We start from the raw sequence: 18,336 nt of genomic DNA, 5'->3' as shown, positions 1-18,336 counted from the left end.
CACCGGTGCGGCAGGATCTATGGGGCGAACCAGGCACAGCCTGCGACCCATCATCAGTGACGATGAGCGTGAAATGAGGGAGGCGAGTCTCCGTGTCCGCGAACAGCTTCGGCAGCCGTGACACACTCCGCGTCGGTGACGCGGCTTACGAGATCTACCGGCTGGACGCCGTCGAGGGGTCGGCGCGCCTCCCGTACAGCTTGAAGATCCTCCTTGAGAACCTGCTGCGCACGGAGGACGGCGCCAACATCACCGCCGACCACATCCGCGCGCTGGGCGGATGGGACCCGACGGCGGCTCCGAGCGTGGAGATCCAGTTCACGCCCGCCCGCGTGATCATGCAGGACTTCACCGGCGTCCCCTGCGTCGTCGACCTCGCCACCATGCGCGAGGCCGTCCGCGACCTGGGCGGCGACCCGGCCAAGATCAACCCGCTGGCGCCGGCCGAGATGGTCATCGACCACTCGGTCATCGTCGACTACTTCGGCCGCCCCGACTCCTTCCAGCGCAACGTCGACCGGGAGTACGAGCGCAACCGCGAGCGCTACCAGTTCCTGCGCTGGGGCCAGACCGCGTTCGACGAGTTCAAGGTCGTCCCGCCCGGCACCGGCATCGTGCACCAGGTCAACATCGAGCACCTCGCCCGCGTCGTCATGACCCGTGACGGCAAGGCCTACCCCGACACCTGCGTCGGCACCGACTCCCACACCACCATGGAGAACGGCGTCGGCGTGCTCGGCTGGGGCGTCGGCGGCATCGAGGCCGAGGCCGCGATGCTCGGCCAGCCCATCTCCATGCTGATCCCGAGGGTCGTCGGCTTCCGGCTGACCGGCGAACTGCCCGCGGGCGCCACCGCCACCGACCTGGTCCTGCGCATCACCGAGATGCTGCGGCAGCACGGCGTCGTCGGCAAGTTCGTCGAGTTCTACGGCGAGGGCGTCTCGGCGGTCCCGCTCGCCAACCGGGCGACGATCGGCAACATGAGCCCCGAGTTCGGCTCCACCTGCGCGATCTTCCCGATCGACGACGAGACCGTGAAGTACCTCACGCTCACCGGCCGCAGCCCCGAGCAGGTCGCCCTGGTCGAGGCCTACGCCAAGGAGCAGGGCCTCTGGCACGACCCCTCCATCGAGCCGGTGTTCTCCGAATACATCGAGCTCGACCTGTCGACCGTCGTCCCCTCGATCGCCGGCCCGAAGCGCCCGCAGGACCGCATCGCGCTGACCTCCGCCAAGGAGACCTGGCGCCGTGACGTGCGCGTCTTCGTCCCGGACGAGGAGGGCGCCGACGAGGAGGGCAAGGAGTCCTTCCCCGCCTCCGACTCCCCGGCCTCCAACGCCGGGGCCAACGGGCACGACAAGAAGCAGGACCGGCCGCACGCCGCCGCGTCGGCCACCGAGATCCTCGACCGGCCGCTCAACCCCGTCCCCGTCACGCTCTCCGACGGCACCTCCTTCGAGCTGGACCACGGGGCCGTGGTGATCGCCGCCATCACCTCCTGCACCAACACCTCCAACCCGTACGTCATGATCGGCGCGGCGCTGCTGGCCAGGAACGCCGTGGACAAGGGCCTCAGCCGCAAGCCGTGGGTGAAGACCTCCCTGGCCCCCGGCTCGCAGGTCGTCACCGGCTACTTCGAGCGTTCAGGGCTCACGCCCTACCTCGACAAGCTCGGGTTCAACCTCGTCGGCTACGGCTGCACCACCTGCATCGGCAACTCCGGCCCGCTGCCGGAGGAGATCTCGCAGGCCGTCCAGGCGAACGACCTGGCCGTCACCGCGGTGCTGTCGGGCAACCGCAACTTCGAGGGCCGGATCAACCCCGACGTCAAGATGAACTACCTGGCCTCGCCGCCGCTGGTCGTCGCCTACGCCCTGGCGGGCACGATGGACCTCGACCTGGACACCGAGCCGCTCGGCACCGGGACCGACGGCGAGCCGGTGTTCCTCAAGGACATCTGGCCGTCCGTCGAGGAGATCGCCGAGGTCGTCAACTCCTCGATCGGCCAGGACATGTTCCGGCGCGACTACGCCGACGTGTTCAAGGGCGACGAGACCTGGCGGTCGCTGCCCATCCCGACCGGCAACACCTTCGAGTGGGACCCCGCCTCGACCTACGTCCGCAAGGCGCCCTACTTCGACGGCATGCCGAGCAAGCCCGAACCGGTGACCGACATCGCCGGAGCCCGGGTGCTCGCGCTGCTCGGGGACTCGGTGACGACCGACCACATCTCCCCGGCCGGCTCGATCAAGGCCGACTCGCCCGCCGGCCGCTACCTGAAGGAGCACGGCGTCCAGCCGAAGGACTTCAACTCCTACGGCTCGCGGCGCGGCAACCACGAGGTGATGATCCGGGGCACGTTCGCCAACATCCGCCTGCGCAACCAGATCGCGCCGGGCACCGAGGGCGGCTTCACCCGCGACTTCACGCAGGAGGGCGGCCCGGTCTCCACGATCTACGACGCCTCGGTGAACTACCAGGCGGCCGGCGTCCCGCTGGTCGCGCTGGCGGGCAAGGAGTACGGCTCGGGCTCCTCGCGCGACTGGGCGGCCAAGGGCACCGCGCTGCTCGGCGTCCGCGCCGTCATCGCCGAGTCCTACGAGCGCATCCACCGCTCCAACCTCATCGGCATGGGTGTCCTTCCGCTGCAGTACCCGGAGGGCGAGAACGCCGCCTCGCTGGGCCTCACCGGCGAGGAGACCTTCGACATCACCGGCGTCGAGGAGCTCAACTCGGGCTCGACCCCGGCGACCGTCACGGTGAAGGCCGGGGACAAGGAGTTCCAGGCCGTCGTGCGCATCGACACGCCCGGCGAGGCGGAGTACTACCGCCACGGCGGCATCATGCAGTACGTCCTGCGCTCCCTGCTCGCCAAGAGCTGAGCAGGGTCGGCGGAGCCCCGGCTCCGCGCTCGGGGGCATCCACTCCGACACAATGGACAGCTCGGCGGAACACCCATCCGCCGGGCTGTCCGGTTGGTGCGGAGTGTGGTCAGGGGGCGAGGGCGCCCAGCGCGGCGGTGTAGATCCCGACGGCCTCGACCGTGACCGGGGTGGCGTCGTGGAACGTGGCGCCGGAGCTCGGTGACGTGCGCTCGTAGCTCGATGCCAGCGCTGGGACGATCTTGCCGGAGGTGTCGACGCCGACCAGGCCCTCCATGCAGATGCCGGCGACGTAGTAGTTCAGGATGCCGGATTCCTGTAAGGCCACCCAGCCGCGGAAGTTCGCGAGTTCCCGGGGGACCAGGTCGTAACACATGCCGCTCTCCTGCCGGGAGGTGCTGGGCGAGGTGACCCGCTCCGGCACGCCCAGCGACCTCGCCGCGATCGCCGACCTCCAAAGCGCCCTCGCCGGGCACCGCCAGGCATGGGACTCGGTCTGGCCGAAAGCAGTCACCTTCCTCCACGCTGGGGCGGCCTTCCTGGGGCAGGAGAACCTGCTTCGCGGTCTGGGCGCGGCTGCGCGGAACTAGCCAGATGCTTTCTGGCTGGTGTCGATCGCGCGCTGATAGCGCTTGGTCAGCTTGCGTAGCGCGGCCACCAGCTCTGGCGAGTCCACGATCGTGAAGTCCGCGTCCAGCAGTCCCAGATAGAGGGCTAGCATCTCCGGATGGTCCGAGCCCGGTTCGAACGCGCACCGGTCTTCGCTCAGGGACTGCACCTCCATGGGGATCGGTAGCCGATCCCGTACGTACGCTGCGGGTGCGTGCACGATCACCCGCGCCTGGTATCGCCAGGTCGCCTCGCCGATTCCGCGTGCCACCTGCGTCGCGATCTCCTGGTCGGGTGGTAGCGCACGGGGCGTGAAGCGCGGCCCTGTCGGCGTCCGCGGCTTGATCTTGTCGACCCGGAAGGTACGCCAGGCGTCCCGGTCCAGGTCCCAGGCCACCAGGTACCAGCGCCGCTGGTCGTTGACCAGGCGGTGCGGTTCCACTATGCGCTGGCTGGCCGCCCCGGAGTGCGCCTGGTAGTCAAACCGGAGCCGTTCATGGTCCCGGCACGCGCTCGCGATCACGGTCAGCACGTCGGGATCCACCTGCGGGCCGCGTGAGGGTATCGGCAGGGCGTACGACTGGAAAGCGTTGACCCGGTGGCGCAGCCGCGAGGGGAGCACTTGCTGCAGCTTGGCCAGCGCACGTACTGAGGTCTCCTCGATGCCCGCGATCGAGCCGTTCGCGGCAGTACGCAATCCGACCGCGACCGCCACCGCCTCCTCCTCGTCCAGCAGCAACGGCGGCAGGGCACCGTCTGTGCCGAGCCGGTACCCGCCGGCCACCCCCGGCCGCGCCTCGACCGGATAGCCGAGCTCGCGCAACCGGGCCATGTCATTGCGGATGGTGCGGGTGGTGACGCCGAGCCGGGTGGCGAGTTCGGTGCTGGTCCAGTCGCGCCGGGCCTGCAACAGCGACAGCAGGCGCAGCAGCCGCGCAGCTGGTTTCGACATGTTTGGATCCTGACGATGATCTAGGAACGGTTCTTTCCTCTATTCTTCCTAGTCTTCTCCGTGTGAGCACAGCAGCTCCTGGCTAAGGGCCCGGCCGTGCCGGGCCCGTCGATAAGTCGATAAGAGGAGAAACACAATGAGCGACGGCATCAAGCCCTTCCGTATCCAGATCCCCCAGGCCGATGTCGACTACCTGCACGACCGGCTCACCAACGCCCGCTGGCCCGGCGAGCTACCCGGCGTGGGGTGGAGCCGCGGCATACCGCTGAGCTACCTGAAGGAGCTCGCCGAGTACTGGCGCACGCACTACGACTGGCGCGCCCAGGAAGCGCGGCTCAACCAGTACCCACAGTTCACCACTGAGGTCGATGGCCAACGCATCCACTTCTTGCACATCACATCCGACCGGCCCGACGCGAAGCCGCTGCTGATCACCCACGGCTTCCCGAGCTCCGTTGCCGAGTTCATGCACCTGATCGAGCCGCTGGTCAACCCCGCGGCCGGTCAGGCCTTCCATGTCGTCGCACCGTCCCTGCCCGGGTATGCCTTCTCCACCCCGCTCGGCGGAACCGGATGGGCGATGGGGCGCACCGCACGCGCCTGGGTCGAGCTGATGCGCCGGCTCGGCTACGAGCGGTACGGCGTGCACGGCGGCGACGTCGGCGCCGGCGTGTCCGGCATGGTCGCCGGCCTCGATGGCGAGCATGTCATCGGCGTCCACGTGGTGACCGACCCGTTGACCGCCGCGAACGTCGCCACCTTCCTGCCCGGGATGGCCGACCGGCTGGATGAGAGCGACCCGGTCGACAAGCTGATCCTGGACCGGATGGAGGCGTTCACCAAGGAAGGTTCCGGCTACCTGGCGATCCAGAACAGCCGGCCGCAGACCATCGGCTACGGCCTGGTCGACTCACCGCTGCTGCAGCTCGCCTGGATCGCCGAGAAGCTCCACGAATGGACCGACCTGCCGGTCGACCGCGATCAGCTGCTCACCACGGTCAGCCTGTACTGGTTCACCGGCTCCGGCGCCACCGCCGCGCACACCCTGTACGAGCAGGCGCACTCGGCCGACTGGGGCGCGCCGCCGGCCGTACCGCAGGGATTTGCGGTCTTCGGCGCGGACGAGACGGTACGCAAACTGGTCCCCGCGCCGACCGACGCGCACTGGAGCGAGTTCCAGCGCGGCAAGCACTTCCCGGCGATGGAGGCCCCGGCCCAGCTGGCGGCGGACCTGCAGGCATTCTTCGGACCGCTGAAGTGACCGATGTGCTGACCCAGCGTGCTCTCAACCGGGCCACGCTAGCCCGCCAGTACCTGCTGGAACGCGCACCGACACCGGCGATCGACGCGATCGAGCACCTGGCCGGGATGCAGTCCCAAGCGCCGCTCGCCCCGTACGTAGGACTGTGGACCCGCCTGCAGGACTTCGCGCCGGGCGAGCTGTCGGCGCTGACCGAGCAGCGTCATGTGGTACGGCTGCACCTGATGCGCAACACCGTGCATCTCGTCAGCGCGCGCGACTGCCTGAACTGGCGCGCGCTGTTTCACCCGTTGCACGCCGCCGCGTTCAACGCACACTTTCGCCAGGGTACCGACGGAGTGGACCGGGACGCGCTGTTCAGCCAGGCCAAGCAACTGCTGGAGCAGCAGCCGCGCACCCGCGGCGAACTCGGCAAACTACTCGCACAACGCTGGCCGGACGCCGATCCGAACGCGCTGGCATACGCAGCGACACATCACATCGCGCTGTGCCAGGTACCGCCGCGCGGCATCTGGGGCAACAACGGTCCCGCAGCATGGGCACCGGTGGAGAGCTGGCTGGGCGCGCCGCTGCGCTCAGCATCCGTGGACGCGCTGGTACTGCGCTATCTCGGCGCGTTCGGCCCGGCGAGTGTCGCCGACATCCAGATGTGGTCCGGGCTGACCCGGCTACGCGAGGTGGTAGAGAGGCTGCCATTGCGGACGTTCCACGGACAGGAGCGGCAAGCGCTGTATGACCTACCCGACGCGCCCCGGCCTGCTGAGGACATACCCGCCCCACCGCGATTCCTGCCCGAATACGACAACCTGCTGCTGTCACACAAGGACCGCACCCGAGTGATCCCCGGCAACCGCTCCGTGCCGCTCCCACCGGGCAACGGCGCGACCACCGGTACCATCCTGATCGACGGCATGTGGCAGGGCACCTGGCAGATCCGCGACAAAACACTACGCATCCAGCCGTTCACCAAGCTGCCCCGCGCAGATCACGACGCACTGTTGACCGAGGCCGCACAGTTGTGCGCTTTCATTGCACCCCAGACGACGTATGACATAGCCATCGACAGACCGTAAGTCGTTGGCCGATACGGCGTCCGCCCTCGCCTTCACCACCTCGGCGAAAACATCGGCAACGAAAGGAACCTTCACGCTTCCTGAAGTCCCCTCATCCCGTGCTCCCGCATCGTCGAGCGGAGAGAAAGACCAGGCCACAGGTCAGAAGGGGTCCGCGACGTCAACGTCACGCCGTAGGAGTGGGCGATCATGGTGGACGGTGGCGGCCTGGCCGTCTCGTCGCCGGGGGTGTGCAGGCCGTTCCGCGCGTTATTCGTCCGGGCCGGAGAATGGGTCGTGAAATCGCGCAACGGGCCGTGCTCCCGGGAAGCATGTCGAACGCGCGGGCGGAATGAGGCGGGATATCGGGATCGTGGCGAACGTGGTTCGGAAATCGGGGTCATCTGTCGAACGCGTGCCCGGACCACTGCTGATCTGCGCCGATGGGTGTGATCGGCTTCTGGGCGGGGTGGGCCGTGCCCGTCATGACAAATGACCTGTACAACCTTTACCGCACCCGATAACTCCCTTAAATCAGCGGAATTTCCTGGCTTGTAGGGTCATGTCCAGAAAGGGAGGAACGCAGCATGACGCATGCGATGTCAAAGCCCGTGACCCTTTCCCTCGACCGCCCGAACCCGTTCGATCCACCGCGGGAGCTCGGCCGGTGGCGTGCGGAGGACCCGGTACGGCCGATGCTCTACGCCGACGGGCATGTGGGCTGGCTGGTCACCGGCTACGCCGCCGCCCGTGCGGTGCTCGCCGATCCGCGTTTCAGCACCGATCTGAACCGGCTCCATCCGCCCATCGGCGGCGGACCGCAAGCGCACCGAGCCGGGGAATGACCTGATCAGCAGCCTGGTGGCGACCCGGCAGCTCACATCAAGGCCGGGGAGACGGTGACGGTGTCGCTGGCCGCCGCCGACCGCGATCTCGCGCAGTTCGAGAACCCGGACACCCTCGACGTGACCCGGCCGGCCACCGGACACCTCGCCTTCGGCCACGGCATCCACCAGTGCATCGGCAGCGCCGGGCGGCCTGCGTCTACGGTGCCACCCATGCGACATGAGGTACTTCTGGTTCTCTTGGGCGGTTTGGCGGTATTCATTGGCGCGGTCGTGCAAGGAGGGGTGGGCTTCGGCCTGGGGCTGGTGGCGGCGCCGATCATCACGGTGCTCGATCCGACGGTGATGCCGGGGGCCATCCAGGTCGTCAACTGCACGCTGCCGCTGTTCACCCTGGCCGCCGAATGGCGCCGGGTCGACTGGAGAGGGCTGGGGTACGGGCTGCTCGGCCGGCTGCCGGGCAGCCTCGTCGGCGCGTTCATCGTGGTGTACGTCAGCACGCGTGCGCTCGGCGTCTTCGTCGGGGTCATGGTGCTGATCGCGGTGGCGGTCACCGCGTCGGCGGTGGCGATCCCGAGGAACGGGGGCACCCTGACCGGCGCCGGCTTCCTGTCCGGGATCACCGGCACGGCGACCGGCATCGGCGGCCCGCCCATGGCGATCGTCTACCAGCATGCCAAGGGCCCCCAGATCCGGGCCACCTTGGCGATGTACTTCTTCCTGTCCGCCGCGCAGTCCCTGGCCATCCTCGCCATCGTGGGCAGGCTGCCCGGCCGCTCGGCGCTCGCGGGGGCGGTGCTGATCCCGTTCATGGTCGTGGGCTTCGCCGTCTCGGGGCCGCTGCGGCGCTTCCTTGACGGCGGGCGGGTCCGCATGGGAATTCTCGTGGTAGCCGCGGCCTCGGCCTTCGTGCTGATCACCCAGAGCCTGGCCGGTTAACCTGGCGTTTCCTGATTGTTACCGGCGACAACAAACTTTGACCCTCGGAGGTCTGGCGCCCGGGCCCGGGACGGAATACGTTGCCGCAAACAACATTCAAAGAAACGGCCAAGCCGAGACCCGGTGGCAGCCGTGCCTTCCCCGGTCAAGAGCTCGGCCGGGCACCTCCCCACAGACCCCCGTGCCACGCCTTCCGTGGCCATCTCTGTAGAAAGGACCCGGTGCATCCATGCGCAAGGGGATCCTCGGCCTGACCGCCGCCGCGGCGGCGCTGTCTCTCGGTCTCACCGCCTGCGGGGGCGACAACGGTGGCACCAGCACGGCGCAGGACAGCGCCGGCGCCTCGTCCGCCGCCGCCAAGCCTGGCAAGATCGGCGTCATCCTTCCCGACAGCAAGTCTTCGGCCCGCTGGGAGACCGCGGACCGCAAGTACCTCGAAGAGGCCTTCAAGGCCGCGAACGTGGCCTACGACATCCAGAACGCCCAGGGTGACAAGACCGCCTTCCAGACCATCGCCGACCAGATGATCACCAACGGCGCGACGGTGCTCGTCATCGTGAACCTGGACAGCGGCACCGGCAAGGCGGTCCTGGACAAGGCCAAGTCGCAGGGTGTGGCCACCATCGACTACGACCGCCTGACCCTCGGCGGCAGCGCCTCCTACTACGTGAGCTTCGACAACACCAAGGTCGGCACCCTGCAGGGTGAGGGCCTGGTGAAGTGCCTCACCGACAAGAAGGCCGACAAGCCGATCATCGCCGAGCTGAACGGCTCGCCGACCGACAACAACGCGACCCTCTTCAAGGCCGGCTACGACGGCGTCCTCAAGCCGAAGTACGACTCGGGCGACTACAAGAAGGGCCCGGACCAGTCGGTGCCGGAGTGGGACAACACCCAGGCCGGCACGATCTTCGAGCAGATGCTGACCTCCGAGCCGAAGATCGCCGGTGTCCTCGCCGCCAACGACGGCCTGGGCAACGCCGCCATCGCGGTGCTGAAGAAGCAGAAGCTCAACGGCAAGGTGCCGGTGACCGGCCAGGACGCGACCGTCCAGGGCCTGCAGAACATCCTCGCCGGCGACCAGTGCATGACGGTCTACAAGGCGATCAAGAAGGAGGCCGACGCCACGGCCGAGCTCGCGATCGCGCTGGCCAAGGGCGAGAAGCCGGCCGCCACCGGCTCGGTCAAGGACTCCGAGTCCGGACGTGACGTCCCCTCGGTCCTGCTTGACCCGCAGCCGATCTACTTCGACAGCGTCAAGGACGTCGTCGCTGACGGATACGTCACCAAGGACGAGCTGTGCACGGGCGACTTCGCCGCCAAGTGCACCGAGGCCGGAGTCCAGTAACGAGGTCCGACACGGCCGGCGTCTCCGGGGAGACCTCCACAAGGGGTCTCCCCGGCGGGAGACGCGGGCCGTACCGTCAGTCTGAGGAGCAATGTGACACCCCAACCCGTCCTTGCGGTCCGCGGGCTCGACAAGAGCTTCGGTCCCGTGCAGGTTCTGCACGACGTCGCCTTCTCCGCGTACGCGGGGGAGGTCACGGCACTCGTCGGCGACAACGGCGCCGGCAAGTCCACCCTGGTCAAGTGCCTCGGCGGCATCCACTCGATCGACGCGGGAGAGTACCTCTTCGACGGCAAGCCCGTCCAGGTGACCAGCCCCCGCGAGGCCGCCGAGCTGGGCATCGAGATCGTCTACCAGGACCTGGCGCTCTGCGACAACCTCGACATCGTCCAGAACATGTTCCTCGGCCGGGAGCGCAAGAGTGGGCTGGTCCTCGACGAGGCCACGATGGAGGAGATGGCGGCCAAGACGCTGGACGGACTGTCGGTCCGCACGGTCAAGTCGATCCGCCAGCTCGTCTCCAGCCTGTCCGGCGGCCAGCGGCAGACCGTGGCCATCGCCAAGGCGGTGCTGTGGAACAGCAAGGTGGTCATCCTCGACGAGCCGACCGCCGCGCTCGGCGTCGCCCAGACCGCCCAGGTCCTGGAGCTGGTGCGCCGGCTGGCCGACAACGGCCTCGCGGTGATCCTGATCTCGCACAACATGAACGACGTCTTCGCCGTGTCCGACCGCATCGCGGCGCTCTACCTGGGGCGGATGGCCGCGCAGGTCAAGGCGTCGGACGTCACCCACTCCCAGGTCGTCGAGCTCATCACCTCGGGGCGTAGCGGAGAGCTCGGCCTGCAGAACGTCAACGGAGTCACCGCATGAGCACGACGACGATCTCCAACAAGCCCGTTACGGACGCCCCCACCATCGGCAGCAACGTCCGAGGCTACGTCGAGCGGGTGCGCGGCGGGGACATGGGCGCCCTCCCGGCGGTGTTCGGGCTGATCGTGCTCTGCACCGTCTTCGCGATCCTGCGGCCCGCGTTTCTCACGGCCATCAACTTCGCCAACCTGTTCACCCAGGGCGCCGGCGTCACGATGATCGCCATGGGCCTGGTCTTCGTCCTGCTGCTCGGCGAGATCGACCTGTCCGCAGGGTTCGCCAGCGGCGTGTGCGCGGCCGTGCTCGCCACCACCCTGGCCAACCACGGCCAGCCCTGGTACATCGCCGTCGCCGCCGCCATCCTCACCGGCGTCGTCATCGGCGCCGTCCTCGGGGCGCTGGTCGCCAAGCTCGGCATCCCGTCGTTCGTGGTCACGCTGGCCGCGTTCCTCGCCTTCCAGGGCCTGGTGCTGCTGCTGGTGAACGACGGCACCAACATCGCGGTCCGCGACCAGACCATCCTGTCGATCGAGAACCAGAACCTGCCCCCGGCGCTCGGCTGGGCCCTGTACATCGGCTGCGTGGTGATCTACGCCGCCGTCCAGATCGTGCGCGCGCGCCGCCGCGCCGGCCGGGGCCTGTCGGTGGACCCGGCGACGGTGATCGCTTTCCGCGTGGGCCTGCTGGCGGTCATCGGCGGCCTCGCGGTCTACGCCCTGAACGTCGAGCGCAGCCGCAACGCGCTCATCGTGTCGCTCAAGGGCGTGCCCATCGTCGTCCCGATCGTCGTGGCGCTGCTGGTGTTCTGGACGTTCGTGCTGCGCCGCACCGCCTTCGGCCGGCACATCTACGCGGTCGGCGGCAACGCCGAGGCGGCGCGCCGCGCCGGCATCAGCGTCGACCGCATCCGGATCAGCGCGTTCGTGATCTGCTCCACGATGGCCGCCATCGGCGGCATCATCGCCGCCTCGCGCGACAACTCGGTCGATCCCAACACCGGCGGCAGCAACGTCCTGCTGTTCGCCGTCGGCGCGGCGGTGATCGGCGGCACGAGCCTGTTCGGCGGCAAGGGCCGGGTGATCGACGCGGTGCTCGGTGGCGCGGTGGTCGCGGTGATCAACAACGGCATGGGACTGATGGGCTACAGCGCCAGCGTGAAGTTCGTGGTGACCGGATCGGTGCTGCTCCTGGCAGCGGGGGTGGACGCACTCTCCCGCAAGCGCGCCGCCGCCTCTGGTCTAAGGTGATCCGCGGTCCTGGCCAGGTCTCCCGCCAGGACCGAAGGTCCCCTCCCACCGATTTGCCAAAGGAACATCACGAGTGTTCATATGAACACCTGCGGCGTACCTGTACGGGTCCGCCGCCGCGGTGGAGCCGCCCTGACCCCAGCAGGACCGCACAAGGAACCAGAGGACGACGATGATGCGCGCGGGCCCCTCACAGGAGGAGATCCGGCGCCACAATCTCGGAGTCCTTCTGCGGCACGTCCACCTGGACGGCCCGACCTCCCGCGCCGAGCTCACCACCCGGATGGGGCTCAACCGCAGCACCATCATGGCGCTCACCGCCGACCTGACGGCGGCGGGCCTGGTGCGGGAGGAATTGCCCAGGGAGACCGGCCGGGCCGGGCGCCCGTCACTGGTCGTGCGGCCGGAGTCGGCGCGCGTGTACGTCCTGGCGTTCGACATCGGCGTCGACCGGCTCGTGGCCGCCCGGGTGGGCCTCGGCGGCGTGATCCTCGACCGGCGGGAGGCCATCCGCGAACGCGGCGCCTTCGTCCTTGAGGACGTGGTCGGGCGGCTGGCCGCGTTCACCGCGCAGATGCTGCAGAAGACCCGCGGCGACACGGTCTGCGTCGGTGTCGGCGTCGCCTTCTCCGGCGGCGTGCGCAGCTCCGACGGGGTCGTCCGCTTCAGCCCCAACATCGGGGCGGTCGACATCCCCCTGGGCGAGGAACTGGAGCGCAGGCTCGGCCTGGGGGTCCCGGTCGCCGTCGGCAACGACGCCAACCTCGGCGCGCTCGCCGAGCAGGCACGCGGGGTCGGCGTCGGCTGCCGCGACCTCATCTACCTGCACGGCGACGTCGGCATCGGCGGCGGCGTCATCGCCGCCGGCCAGCTCCTCCGCGGGCAGGGCGGGTACGGCGGCGAGGTCGGCCACATGGTGATCAACTCGGGCGGGCGGCCCTGCGGCTGCGGGTCGCGCGGCTGCCTGGAGGCCGAGGTGGGGGAGCGGGCGCTCCTGGAGGCCGCGGGCCGGTTCGGCCCGCAGATCGGGCGCGACGCCGTGCGCGCCGTCGTGGACGCCGCCGACCGCGGTGACATCGTCGCGCAGGACGCGCTGGCGCGGGTCGGCGACTGGCTGGGCCTCGGCGTGGCCAACCTGGTGAACATCTTCAACCCCGAGATCGTCATCTTCGGGGGGATGCTGCGCGAGATCTACCTGGGCGCGGCGGCGCAGGTGCGCAGCCGCATCACCACCGACGTGCTGCACGCCTGCCGCGAGAGCCTGCGCCTTCGCACCCCGGTCCTCGGGGACGACACCACGCTGGTGGGCGCGGCGGAGCTGGCCTTCGCCCAGGTGCTCGCCGACCCGCTGGACGCCCTCGCCCGCGTCGGGGCCTGACCCCGCCGTCCTGGCGTCCCGTCGTCCCCGTGCGGGGGCCGTGATGCCCGGTCGGGTGGCCCGGTCGGGTGGCGGTCAGGCGGCCCGGTCAGGCGGCCGGGGTGGCGGCCACCACCGCCGAGCCGGCGCCCCAGGTGTTGCACGCGCCGGGGCCGGCGGCCCTGAAGCCGCGGTTCAGCCAGGTGGCGATGTTGCGCCCCTTGCCGTGGTCGCGCACCTTGGCGCGCTCGTCGCCGCTCTCCCTGGTGGCGTCCAGCAGGTAGTCCCAGTCGTCAATGGTCCGGTCCAGGGAGTCCCAGACGCTTCCTTTGACCTCCTCCCCCTCGTGGACGAGGGGGATTCCGACCCTCGCGGGTCGGGTTTCCTGCTTCGCCGCCGGTCGCCCGCCAGAGAGAGGACTCTCTCCTTTGAGGTCTTACACCAGCTCCACAGGCGTTTCACCTCTCTGCCAGCCCGGCAGCGAGGATGTTCTTCGCCGCGTTGACATCCCGATCATGGACCGCGCCGCAGCCACACTGCCAACTGCGGACATCAAGCGGCAACGACTCGGCGATGACCCCGCACACCGAGCACAGCTTGGAGGAGGGGAACCACCGGTCGACCACGACCAGCTCCCGCCCGTACCACGCCGTTTTGTACTCCAGCATCGAGCGGAGCTCCCGCCACGCGGCGTCGGAGATGGCGTGGGCCAGCGACCGGTTCTTCACCATGTTCCGCACGCTCAGGTCTTCCACGGCGATCACTTGGTTATCGTGAACAAGCCGTGTGGTGAGCTTGTGCAGAAAGTCGCGGCGCCGATCGGCGACCCGCGCATACACCTTCGCCACCCGCAGTCTGGCCTTCGCGCGGTTGGCGCTGCCTTTCGCTTTGCGGGCCAGCGCCCGCTGCGCCTTGGCCAGTCGGCGCCGCTCGGCCCGCTCGTGCCGGGGGTTGGCGACCTTGCCGTCGCCGTCGGTCAGACCGTCGATCGGGCGCGACAGCGTGACCAGCGCGCTGATCCCTGCGTCGATGCCGACCGACTCACCCACCGGGTCCAACCGGCCGATCGTCTCCTCGCAGAGGATGGCCACAAACCACCGGCCCGCCGCGTCGCGAGAGACAGTCACCGTCGACGGCTGCGCCCCCTCGGGCAGCGGACGCGACCACACGATGTTCAGCGGGCCGTCCAGCTTCGCCAGCGTCAGCTCACCGTTCCGGTAACGGAACCCCGAACGGGTGTACTCCGCCGCCGCCCGCGACCTCTTCCGCGACTTGAACACCGGGTAGCGCGCCCGCTTGGCGAAGAAGTTCGCAAACCCCGCCTGCAGATGCCGCAGCGCCTGCTGCAACGGAACCGACGACACCTCGCCGAGGAAACCCAACTCTTCGGTGCGCTTCCAGCCGGTGAGCGCCGCCGAGGACTCCTCGTAAGAAAGCCCTTTGCCGTGCAGCCTGTAGGCGCGGGTACGTTCCTCCAGAGCCTTGTTGTACACCAAGCGGACGCAACCGAACGTGCGGGCAAGCTCCTCAGCCTGCCCGGACGTCGGGTAGAAGCGGAACTTCAACGCCCGCTTCACAGTTCGTGCCACGGTTCGTACTTTAGGCACGATCGACCGGATGCGAACACCGATTCGACTCCACACCATCCGACACCGTTCCACACCGTGCCGCGTTTCCTCCCCCGCCTGAAGGCAGGGGTCTCCACGCTTAAAGAGATTCGATGAACGGGATAGATCGCGGGCCTCGCCGGCCGTCAGCGAGCGGCGCGGGCGAGCAGCTCGGACAGCCTGCGGATGTGCTCGACCAGCTCCGGCGGGTCGAGCACCTCGAACTCGATGCCCTTCAGCCCGACGTACAGGGCGATCTGGTCGAGGGAGTCCGAGCCGGTGTGGAGCACGCAGGTGTGCTCGTCGACGGCTTCCAGGCGCCCGGCCGTGGGCGAGGAGCGCTCGGCGACCACCTCGATGGGCGCGCGCATCAGGATCCGGGCCTGATAGCGGTACACCGTGGAAGAGATCGCCCGCGAGACGTACGCCGCCGCGTTCTCGGGAGGCGTGTGCGGGGTGAAGCGCGGGCCGGTCGCCGCGGGGTCCCGCATCCGGTCGACCCGGAAGGTCCGCCAGTCCTCCCGCTCGGTGTCCCAGGCGAGCAGGTACCAGCGGCGCGGGGTGTGCACGAGCCGGTGCGGCTCCACGACGCGCCTGCTCTCGGTGCCATCGTGGCCCCGGTAGCCGAACCGCATCCGCAGCCGGTCACGGCAGGCGGCCGCGATGGCGGTGAGCACACCGGGGTCCACGGCGGGCGCGTGCCCGGCCAGGGGCACCGTGGCCGCGTGCAGGGCGTTCACCTGCCGGCGCAGGCGCGCGGGAAGCACTTGTTCGAGCTTGGCCAGGGCGCGGACGGAGGTCTCCTCCATGCCGGCGACGGTGCCCGAGGCCGCCGTGCGCAGCCCGATGGCCACCGCGACCGCCTCCTCGTCGTCCAGCAGGAGCGGCGGCAGGGCGGCGCCCGCGCCGAGCCGGTACCCGCCCGCCGTGCCGGTCGCCGAGTGCACCGGGTAGCCGAGGCCGCGGAGCTTGTCGATGTCGCGGCGCACCGTGCGCACGTCCACCCCGAGCCGTTCCGCCAGCTCGGCGCCGGACCAGTCGCGACGGCTCTGGAGGAGGGACAGCAGGCGCAGCAGGCGGGCCGAGGTCTCCAACATGAGGGAAAGTCTGGCAGCGGTTGAGGACGGAAGCTGTCCGCAAGGCTTCATAACGTGGGTGCGACCCCGATACGAGGAGAAGGAACCGCATGACCGGCACCGACCGTTCCTCCGCAGAGATCCGGCCGTTCCGCATCGACATCCCGCAGGCCGACCTGGACGACCTGCACGACCGCCTGACCCGCGCCCGCTGGTCCGACGACCTGCCGGGGACCGGCTGGGAGCGCGGAGTGCCCACGGCCTACCTCAAGGAGCTGGCCGGCCACTGGCGCACCGGCTACGATTGGCGCGAGCACGAGGCGGCGCTCAACGAGCACCCGCAGTACACCACCGATATCGACGGCCAGAACGTGCACTTCCTGCACGTGCGCTCGCCCGAGCCGGACGCCACGCCGCTGCTGCTGATCCACGGCTGGCCCGGTTCGGTGGTGGAATTCCTCGGCCTGATCGGACCGCTGAGCGACCCCCGCTCGCACGGCGGCGACCCGGCCGGCGCCTTCCATCTGGTGATCCCGTCGATCCCCGGGTACGGCTTCTCCGGTCCGCTCGGCGAGCCGGGCTGGACCGACGGCCGCGTCGAGCTGATGGCGCGCCTGGGCTACGAGCGCTACGGCGTGCAGGGTGGTGACGTGGGCGCGTTCATCGGCCCGATGGTCGGCAGGCGCGCCCCGGAGCGGGTGATCGGCGTCCACGTGAACGCGCTGGTCACCTTCCCCACCGGCGACCCCAGCGACATGGCCGCCCTGACGGAGGCCGAGAAGGAGCGGCTGGCGCTCATGAAGCGCTGGCAAGCCGACATGTCGGGATATATGCAGATCCAGGGCACCCGTCCGCACACCGTGGCCCACGGCCTCACCGACTCGCCCATCGGCCAGCTCGCCTGGATCGTCGAGAAGTTCAAGGACTGGACCGACCCGGCGGCCAAGCTCCCCGAGGACGCCGTCGACCGCGACGTCCTGCTGACCAACGTGATGGTGTACTGGCTGACCCGGACCGCCGGATCGTCCGCCACCACCTACTACGAGCGCTTCCACGACGCGAGCATGTGGGCGCCCAAGGAGCGCTCCACCGTGCCCACAGGGGTGGCCGTGTTCACCACCGACATCGCGATCCGCCGCTTCGCCGAGAAGACCGCGACCATCGTGCGCTGGTCGGAGTTCGACCGGGGCGGGCACTTCGCCGCCCTGGAGGCGCCCGGCCTGCTCATCGAGGACGTCCGGGCCTTCTTCGGCGACCTGCGCCGATCCGGCTCCTGAGCCTTCCGCCGCCGGCGACCAGCGCGGACGCGCTTCGGGGGGCGGGTCCCTAGGCGACCATCGCGGAGGGGGCGGCCCAGGTGTTGCAGGCCGCCGACGAGGCGGCCTTGTAGCCCCGGTTCAACCAGTTGGCGATGTTGCGTCCCTTACCGTGGTCGCGCACCTTGGTCATCTCGTCGCCGCTGCGGCGGTCGGCGGCGAGCAGGTCCCGGAAGTCCTGGTCCGGCCGGTCCAGCGAAGGCCAGACGCTGCCGATGAACACGCCCGCCAGGCATTCGGCCTGCAGTTCGTGCCTGCGCTTCTGCTCGTAGTACTCGGTCTTGCCGCGGTTGGGCAGGTGGTCGTAGGCGCGCCACATGCCCGCCAGGTTCTGCACGTGATGGCCGTACTCGTGGGCGATCACGTCCATCAGGAACAGACCGTCGGGCTGGTCGACGATGTCCTTGTCCAGCATGACGACGATCACGCGGTCGGTGTTGCAGTAGATCGCCTGGACGTCCTTGCCCCACTTGTCGCCGCAGATCCGCTGCGGCTTGGTGATGAACCTCACACGCGGTTTGGCGAACGGGATGTGCGCCTTCTCGAACTGGGCGGCCCACGCGGTGTCGAGACACTTCACGAGGGGGAGCAGGTAGCTCCGCACGGACAGCACGTCGCCCGCCGTCACCGGGCGTTCAGGGCAGGAGGCGGCCGGCAGGCGCCCGGTGGTGTACAGCGGGCTCCGCGTCAGGGCGTTCGCGTTCCTGATCGGGTAGGCCGCAGCGGTCTCCTGGGCGGCATGGGCCGTGCCGCCGCCGATCAGCAGGCTCGCGATCAGGCCGAAAAGGATGGCAAGGGAAGACGTTCGCATGGTGCTGAGAGGGTACGCGAGCGGTGCACCTACCGTAAAACCGATCTAATGTGGACAAGTTATGGAGGTTCCGTGACGTCGGCCCGGCCGCCGCCCGAGGGTGAGACCCTGGGGCGAGCAGCGAGGGCGGGACGCCCGGGCAAATAGACTCGGGCGCGTCGGTA

At 69.3% G+C, this 18,336-nt stretch carries 17 protein-coding genes; 11 read left to right on the top strand and 6 right to left on the bottom strand.

What is annotated here, in order from left to right; all coding sequences use genetic code 11:
* The first annotated feature begins 92 nt into the window (after positions 1-92).
* Positions 93-2,882, top strand: coding sequence for an aconitate hydratase (locus tag MYF83_RS16350; protein ID WP_248961253.1), 2,790 nt, complete (start codon positions 93-95; stop codon positions 2,880-2,882).
* Between the two features lie 109 nt (positions 2,883-2,991).
* On the opposite strand, the gene MYF83_RS16345 is transcribed toward MYF83_RS16350, so the two are convergent.
* Positions 2,992-3,258, bottom strand: coding sequence for a hypothetical protein (locus tag MYF83_RS16345; protein ID WP_248961252.1), 267 nt, complete (start codon positions 3,256-3,258; stop codon positions 2,992-2,994).
* Here MYF83_RS16345 and MYF83_RS16340 point away from each other — a divergent pair.
* Positions 3,257-3,472, top strand: a complete 216-nt coding sequence (locus MYF83_RS16340; protein ID WP_248961251.1) for a hypothetical protein — start codon at positions 3,257-3,259, stop codon at positions 3,470-3,472. The two genes, MYF83_RS16345 and MYF83_RS16340, sit on opposite strands and share 2 nt — an antisense overlap.
* On the opposite strand, the gene MYF83_RS16335 is transcribed toward MYF83_RS16340, so the two are convergent.
* Positions 3,469-4,443 (bottom strand): helix-turn-helix transcriptional regulator, encoded by a 975-nt coding sequence (locus MYF83_RS16335; protein ID WP_248961250.1) that lies wholly within the window; start codon positions 4,441-4,443, stop codon positions 3,469-3,471. The two genes, MYF83_RS16340 and MYF83_RS16335, sit on opposite strands and share 4 nt — an antisense overlap.
* A 136-nt stretch (positions 4,444-4,579) precedes the next feature.
* Here MYF83_RS16335 and MYF83_RS16330 point away from each other — a divergent pair, with 136 nt between their 5' ends.
* The 8 genes from MYF83_RS16330 (at position 4,580) to MYF83_RS16295 (ending at position 13,383) form a co-directional block, all read left to right on the top strand.
* Positions 4,580-5,704 carry an epoxide hydrolase family protein gene (locus tag MYF83_RS16330; protein ID WP_248961249.1) on the top strand — a complete coding sequence of 375 codons (1,125 nt, stop codon included), beginning with the start codon at positions 4,580-4,582 and terminating at the stop codon, positions 5,702-5,704.
* On the top strand, positions 5,701-6,777 hold the full coding sequence (locus tag MYF83_RS16325; RefSeq protein ID WP_248961248.1) for a winged helix DNA-binding domain-containing protein: 1,077 nt from the start codon (positions 5,701-5,703) through the stop codon (positions 6,775-6,777). The genes MYF83_RS16330 and MYF83_RS16325 overlap by 4 nt, the downstream gene beginning before the upstream one ends.
* Positions 6,778-7,343: 566 nt before the next feature.
* The gene (locus tag MYF83_RS16320) at positions 7,344-7,601 is read left to right on the top strand and encodes a hypothetical protein (RefSeq protein WP_248961247.1); all 258 of its coding nucleotides are present in this window, start codon (positions 7,344-7,346) and stop codon (positions 7,599-7,601) included.
* Positions 7,602-7,655: 54 nt separating this feature from the next.
* Complete coding sequence (locus MYF83_RS16315) at positions 7,656-8,540, top strand: sulfite exporter TauE/SafE family protein (protein ID WP_248961246.1); 885 nt, start codon at positions 7,656-7,658, stop codon at positions 8,538-8,540.
* Positions 8,541-8,769: 229 nt separating this feature from the next.
* Complete coding sequence (locus MYF83_RS16310) at positions 8,770-9,888, top strand: sugar ABC transporter substrate-binding protein (RefSeq protein WP_248961245.1); 1,119 nt, start codon at positions 8,770-8,772, stop codon at positions 9,886-9,888.
* Between the two features lie 93 nt (positions 9,889-9,981).
* Positions 9,982-10,758 carry an ATP-binding cassette domain-containing protein gene (locus tag MYF83_RS16305; RefSeq protein ID WP_248961244.1) on the top strand — a complete coding sequence of 259 codons (777 nt, stop codon included), beginning with the start codon at positions 9,982-9,984 and terminating at the stop codon, positions 10,756-10,758.
* Positions 10,755-12,005, top strand: coding sequence for a sugar ABC transporter permease (locus MYF83_RS16300; protein WP_248961243.1), 1,251 nt, complete (start codon positions 10,755-10,757; stop codon positions 12,003-12,005). Before MYF83_RS16305 ends, MYF83_RS16300 begins: the two co-directional genes overlap by 4 nt.
* A 175-nt stretch (positions 12,006-12,180) precedes the next feature.
* Positions 12,181-13,383 carry an ROK family transcriptional regulator gene (locus tag MYF83_RS16295; RefSeq protein ID WP_248961377.1) on the top strand — a complete coding sequence of 401 codons (1,203 nt, stop codon included), beginning with the start codon at positions 12,181-12,183 and terminating at the stop codon, positions 13,381-13,383.
* Between the two features lie 88 nt (positions 13,384-13,471).
* Here the strand turns inward: MYF83_RS16295 and MYF83_RS42760 are convergent, their stop codons facing one another.
* The 3 genes from MYF83_RS42760 to MYF83_RS16285 form a co-directional block, all read right to left on the bottom strand.
* On the bottom strand, positions 13,472-13,600 hold the full coding sequence (locus tag MYF83_RS42760; protein ID WP_279339621.1) for a hypothetical protein: 129 nt from the start codon (positions 13,598-13,600) through the stop codon (positions 13,472-13,474).
* Between the two features lie 220 nt (positions 13,601-13,820).
* A complete protein-coding gene (locus tag MYF83_RS16290; RefSeq protein WP_372500170.1) occupies positions 13,821-14,927 on the bottom strand; it encodes an RNA-guided endonuclease InsQ/TnpB family protein in 1,107 nt (368 codons plus the stop codon).
* Between the two features lie 188 nt (positions 14,928-15,115).
* Complete coding sequence (locus MYF83_RS16285) at positions 15,116-16,066, bottom strand: helix-turn-helix transcriptional regulator (protein ID WP_248961242.1); 951 nt, start codon at positions 16,064-16,066, stop codon at positions 15,116-15,118.
* Between the two features lie 89 nt (positions 16,067-16,155).
* Here MYF83_RS16285 and MYF83_RS16280 point away from each other — a divergent pair, with 89 nt between their 5' ends.
* Complete coding sequence (locus MYF83_RS16280) at positions 16,156-17,322, top strand: epoxide hydrolase family protein (protein WP_248961235.1); 1,167 nt, start codon at positions 16,156-16,158, stop codon at positions 17,320-17,322.
* Between the two features lie 49 nt (positions 17,323-17,371).
* On the opposite strand, the gene MYF83_RS16275 is transcribed toward MYF83_RS16280, so the two are convergent.
* Entirely contained in the window at positions 17,372-18,172 is an 801-nt protein-coding gene (locus MYF83_RS16275; RefSeq protein WP_248961233.1) for a neutral zinc metallopeptidase, read from the bottom strand.
* Positions 18,173-18,336: the final 164 nt, after the last annotated feature.

Origin of the sequence: Sphaerisporangium perillae, from assembly GCF_023276435.1 — a bacterium.
Classification (GTDB): Bacteria; Actinomycetota; Actinomycetes; order Streptosporangiales; family Streptosporangiaceae; genus Sphaerisporangium; species Sphaerisporangium perillae.
Note: the sequence above shows the minus strand (reverse complement) of the source record. Positions and strands in the feature narration are given on the sequence as shown.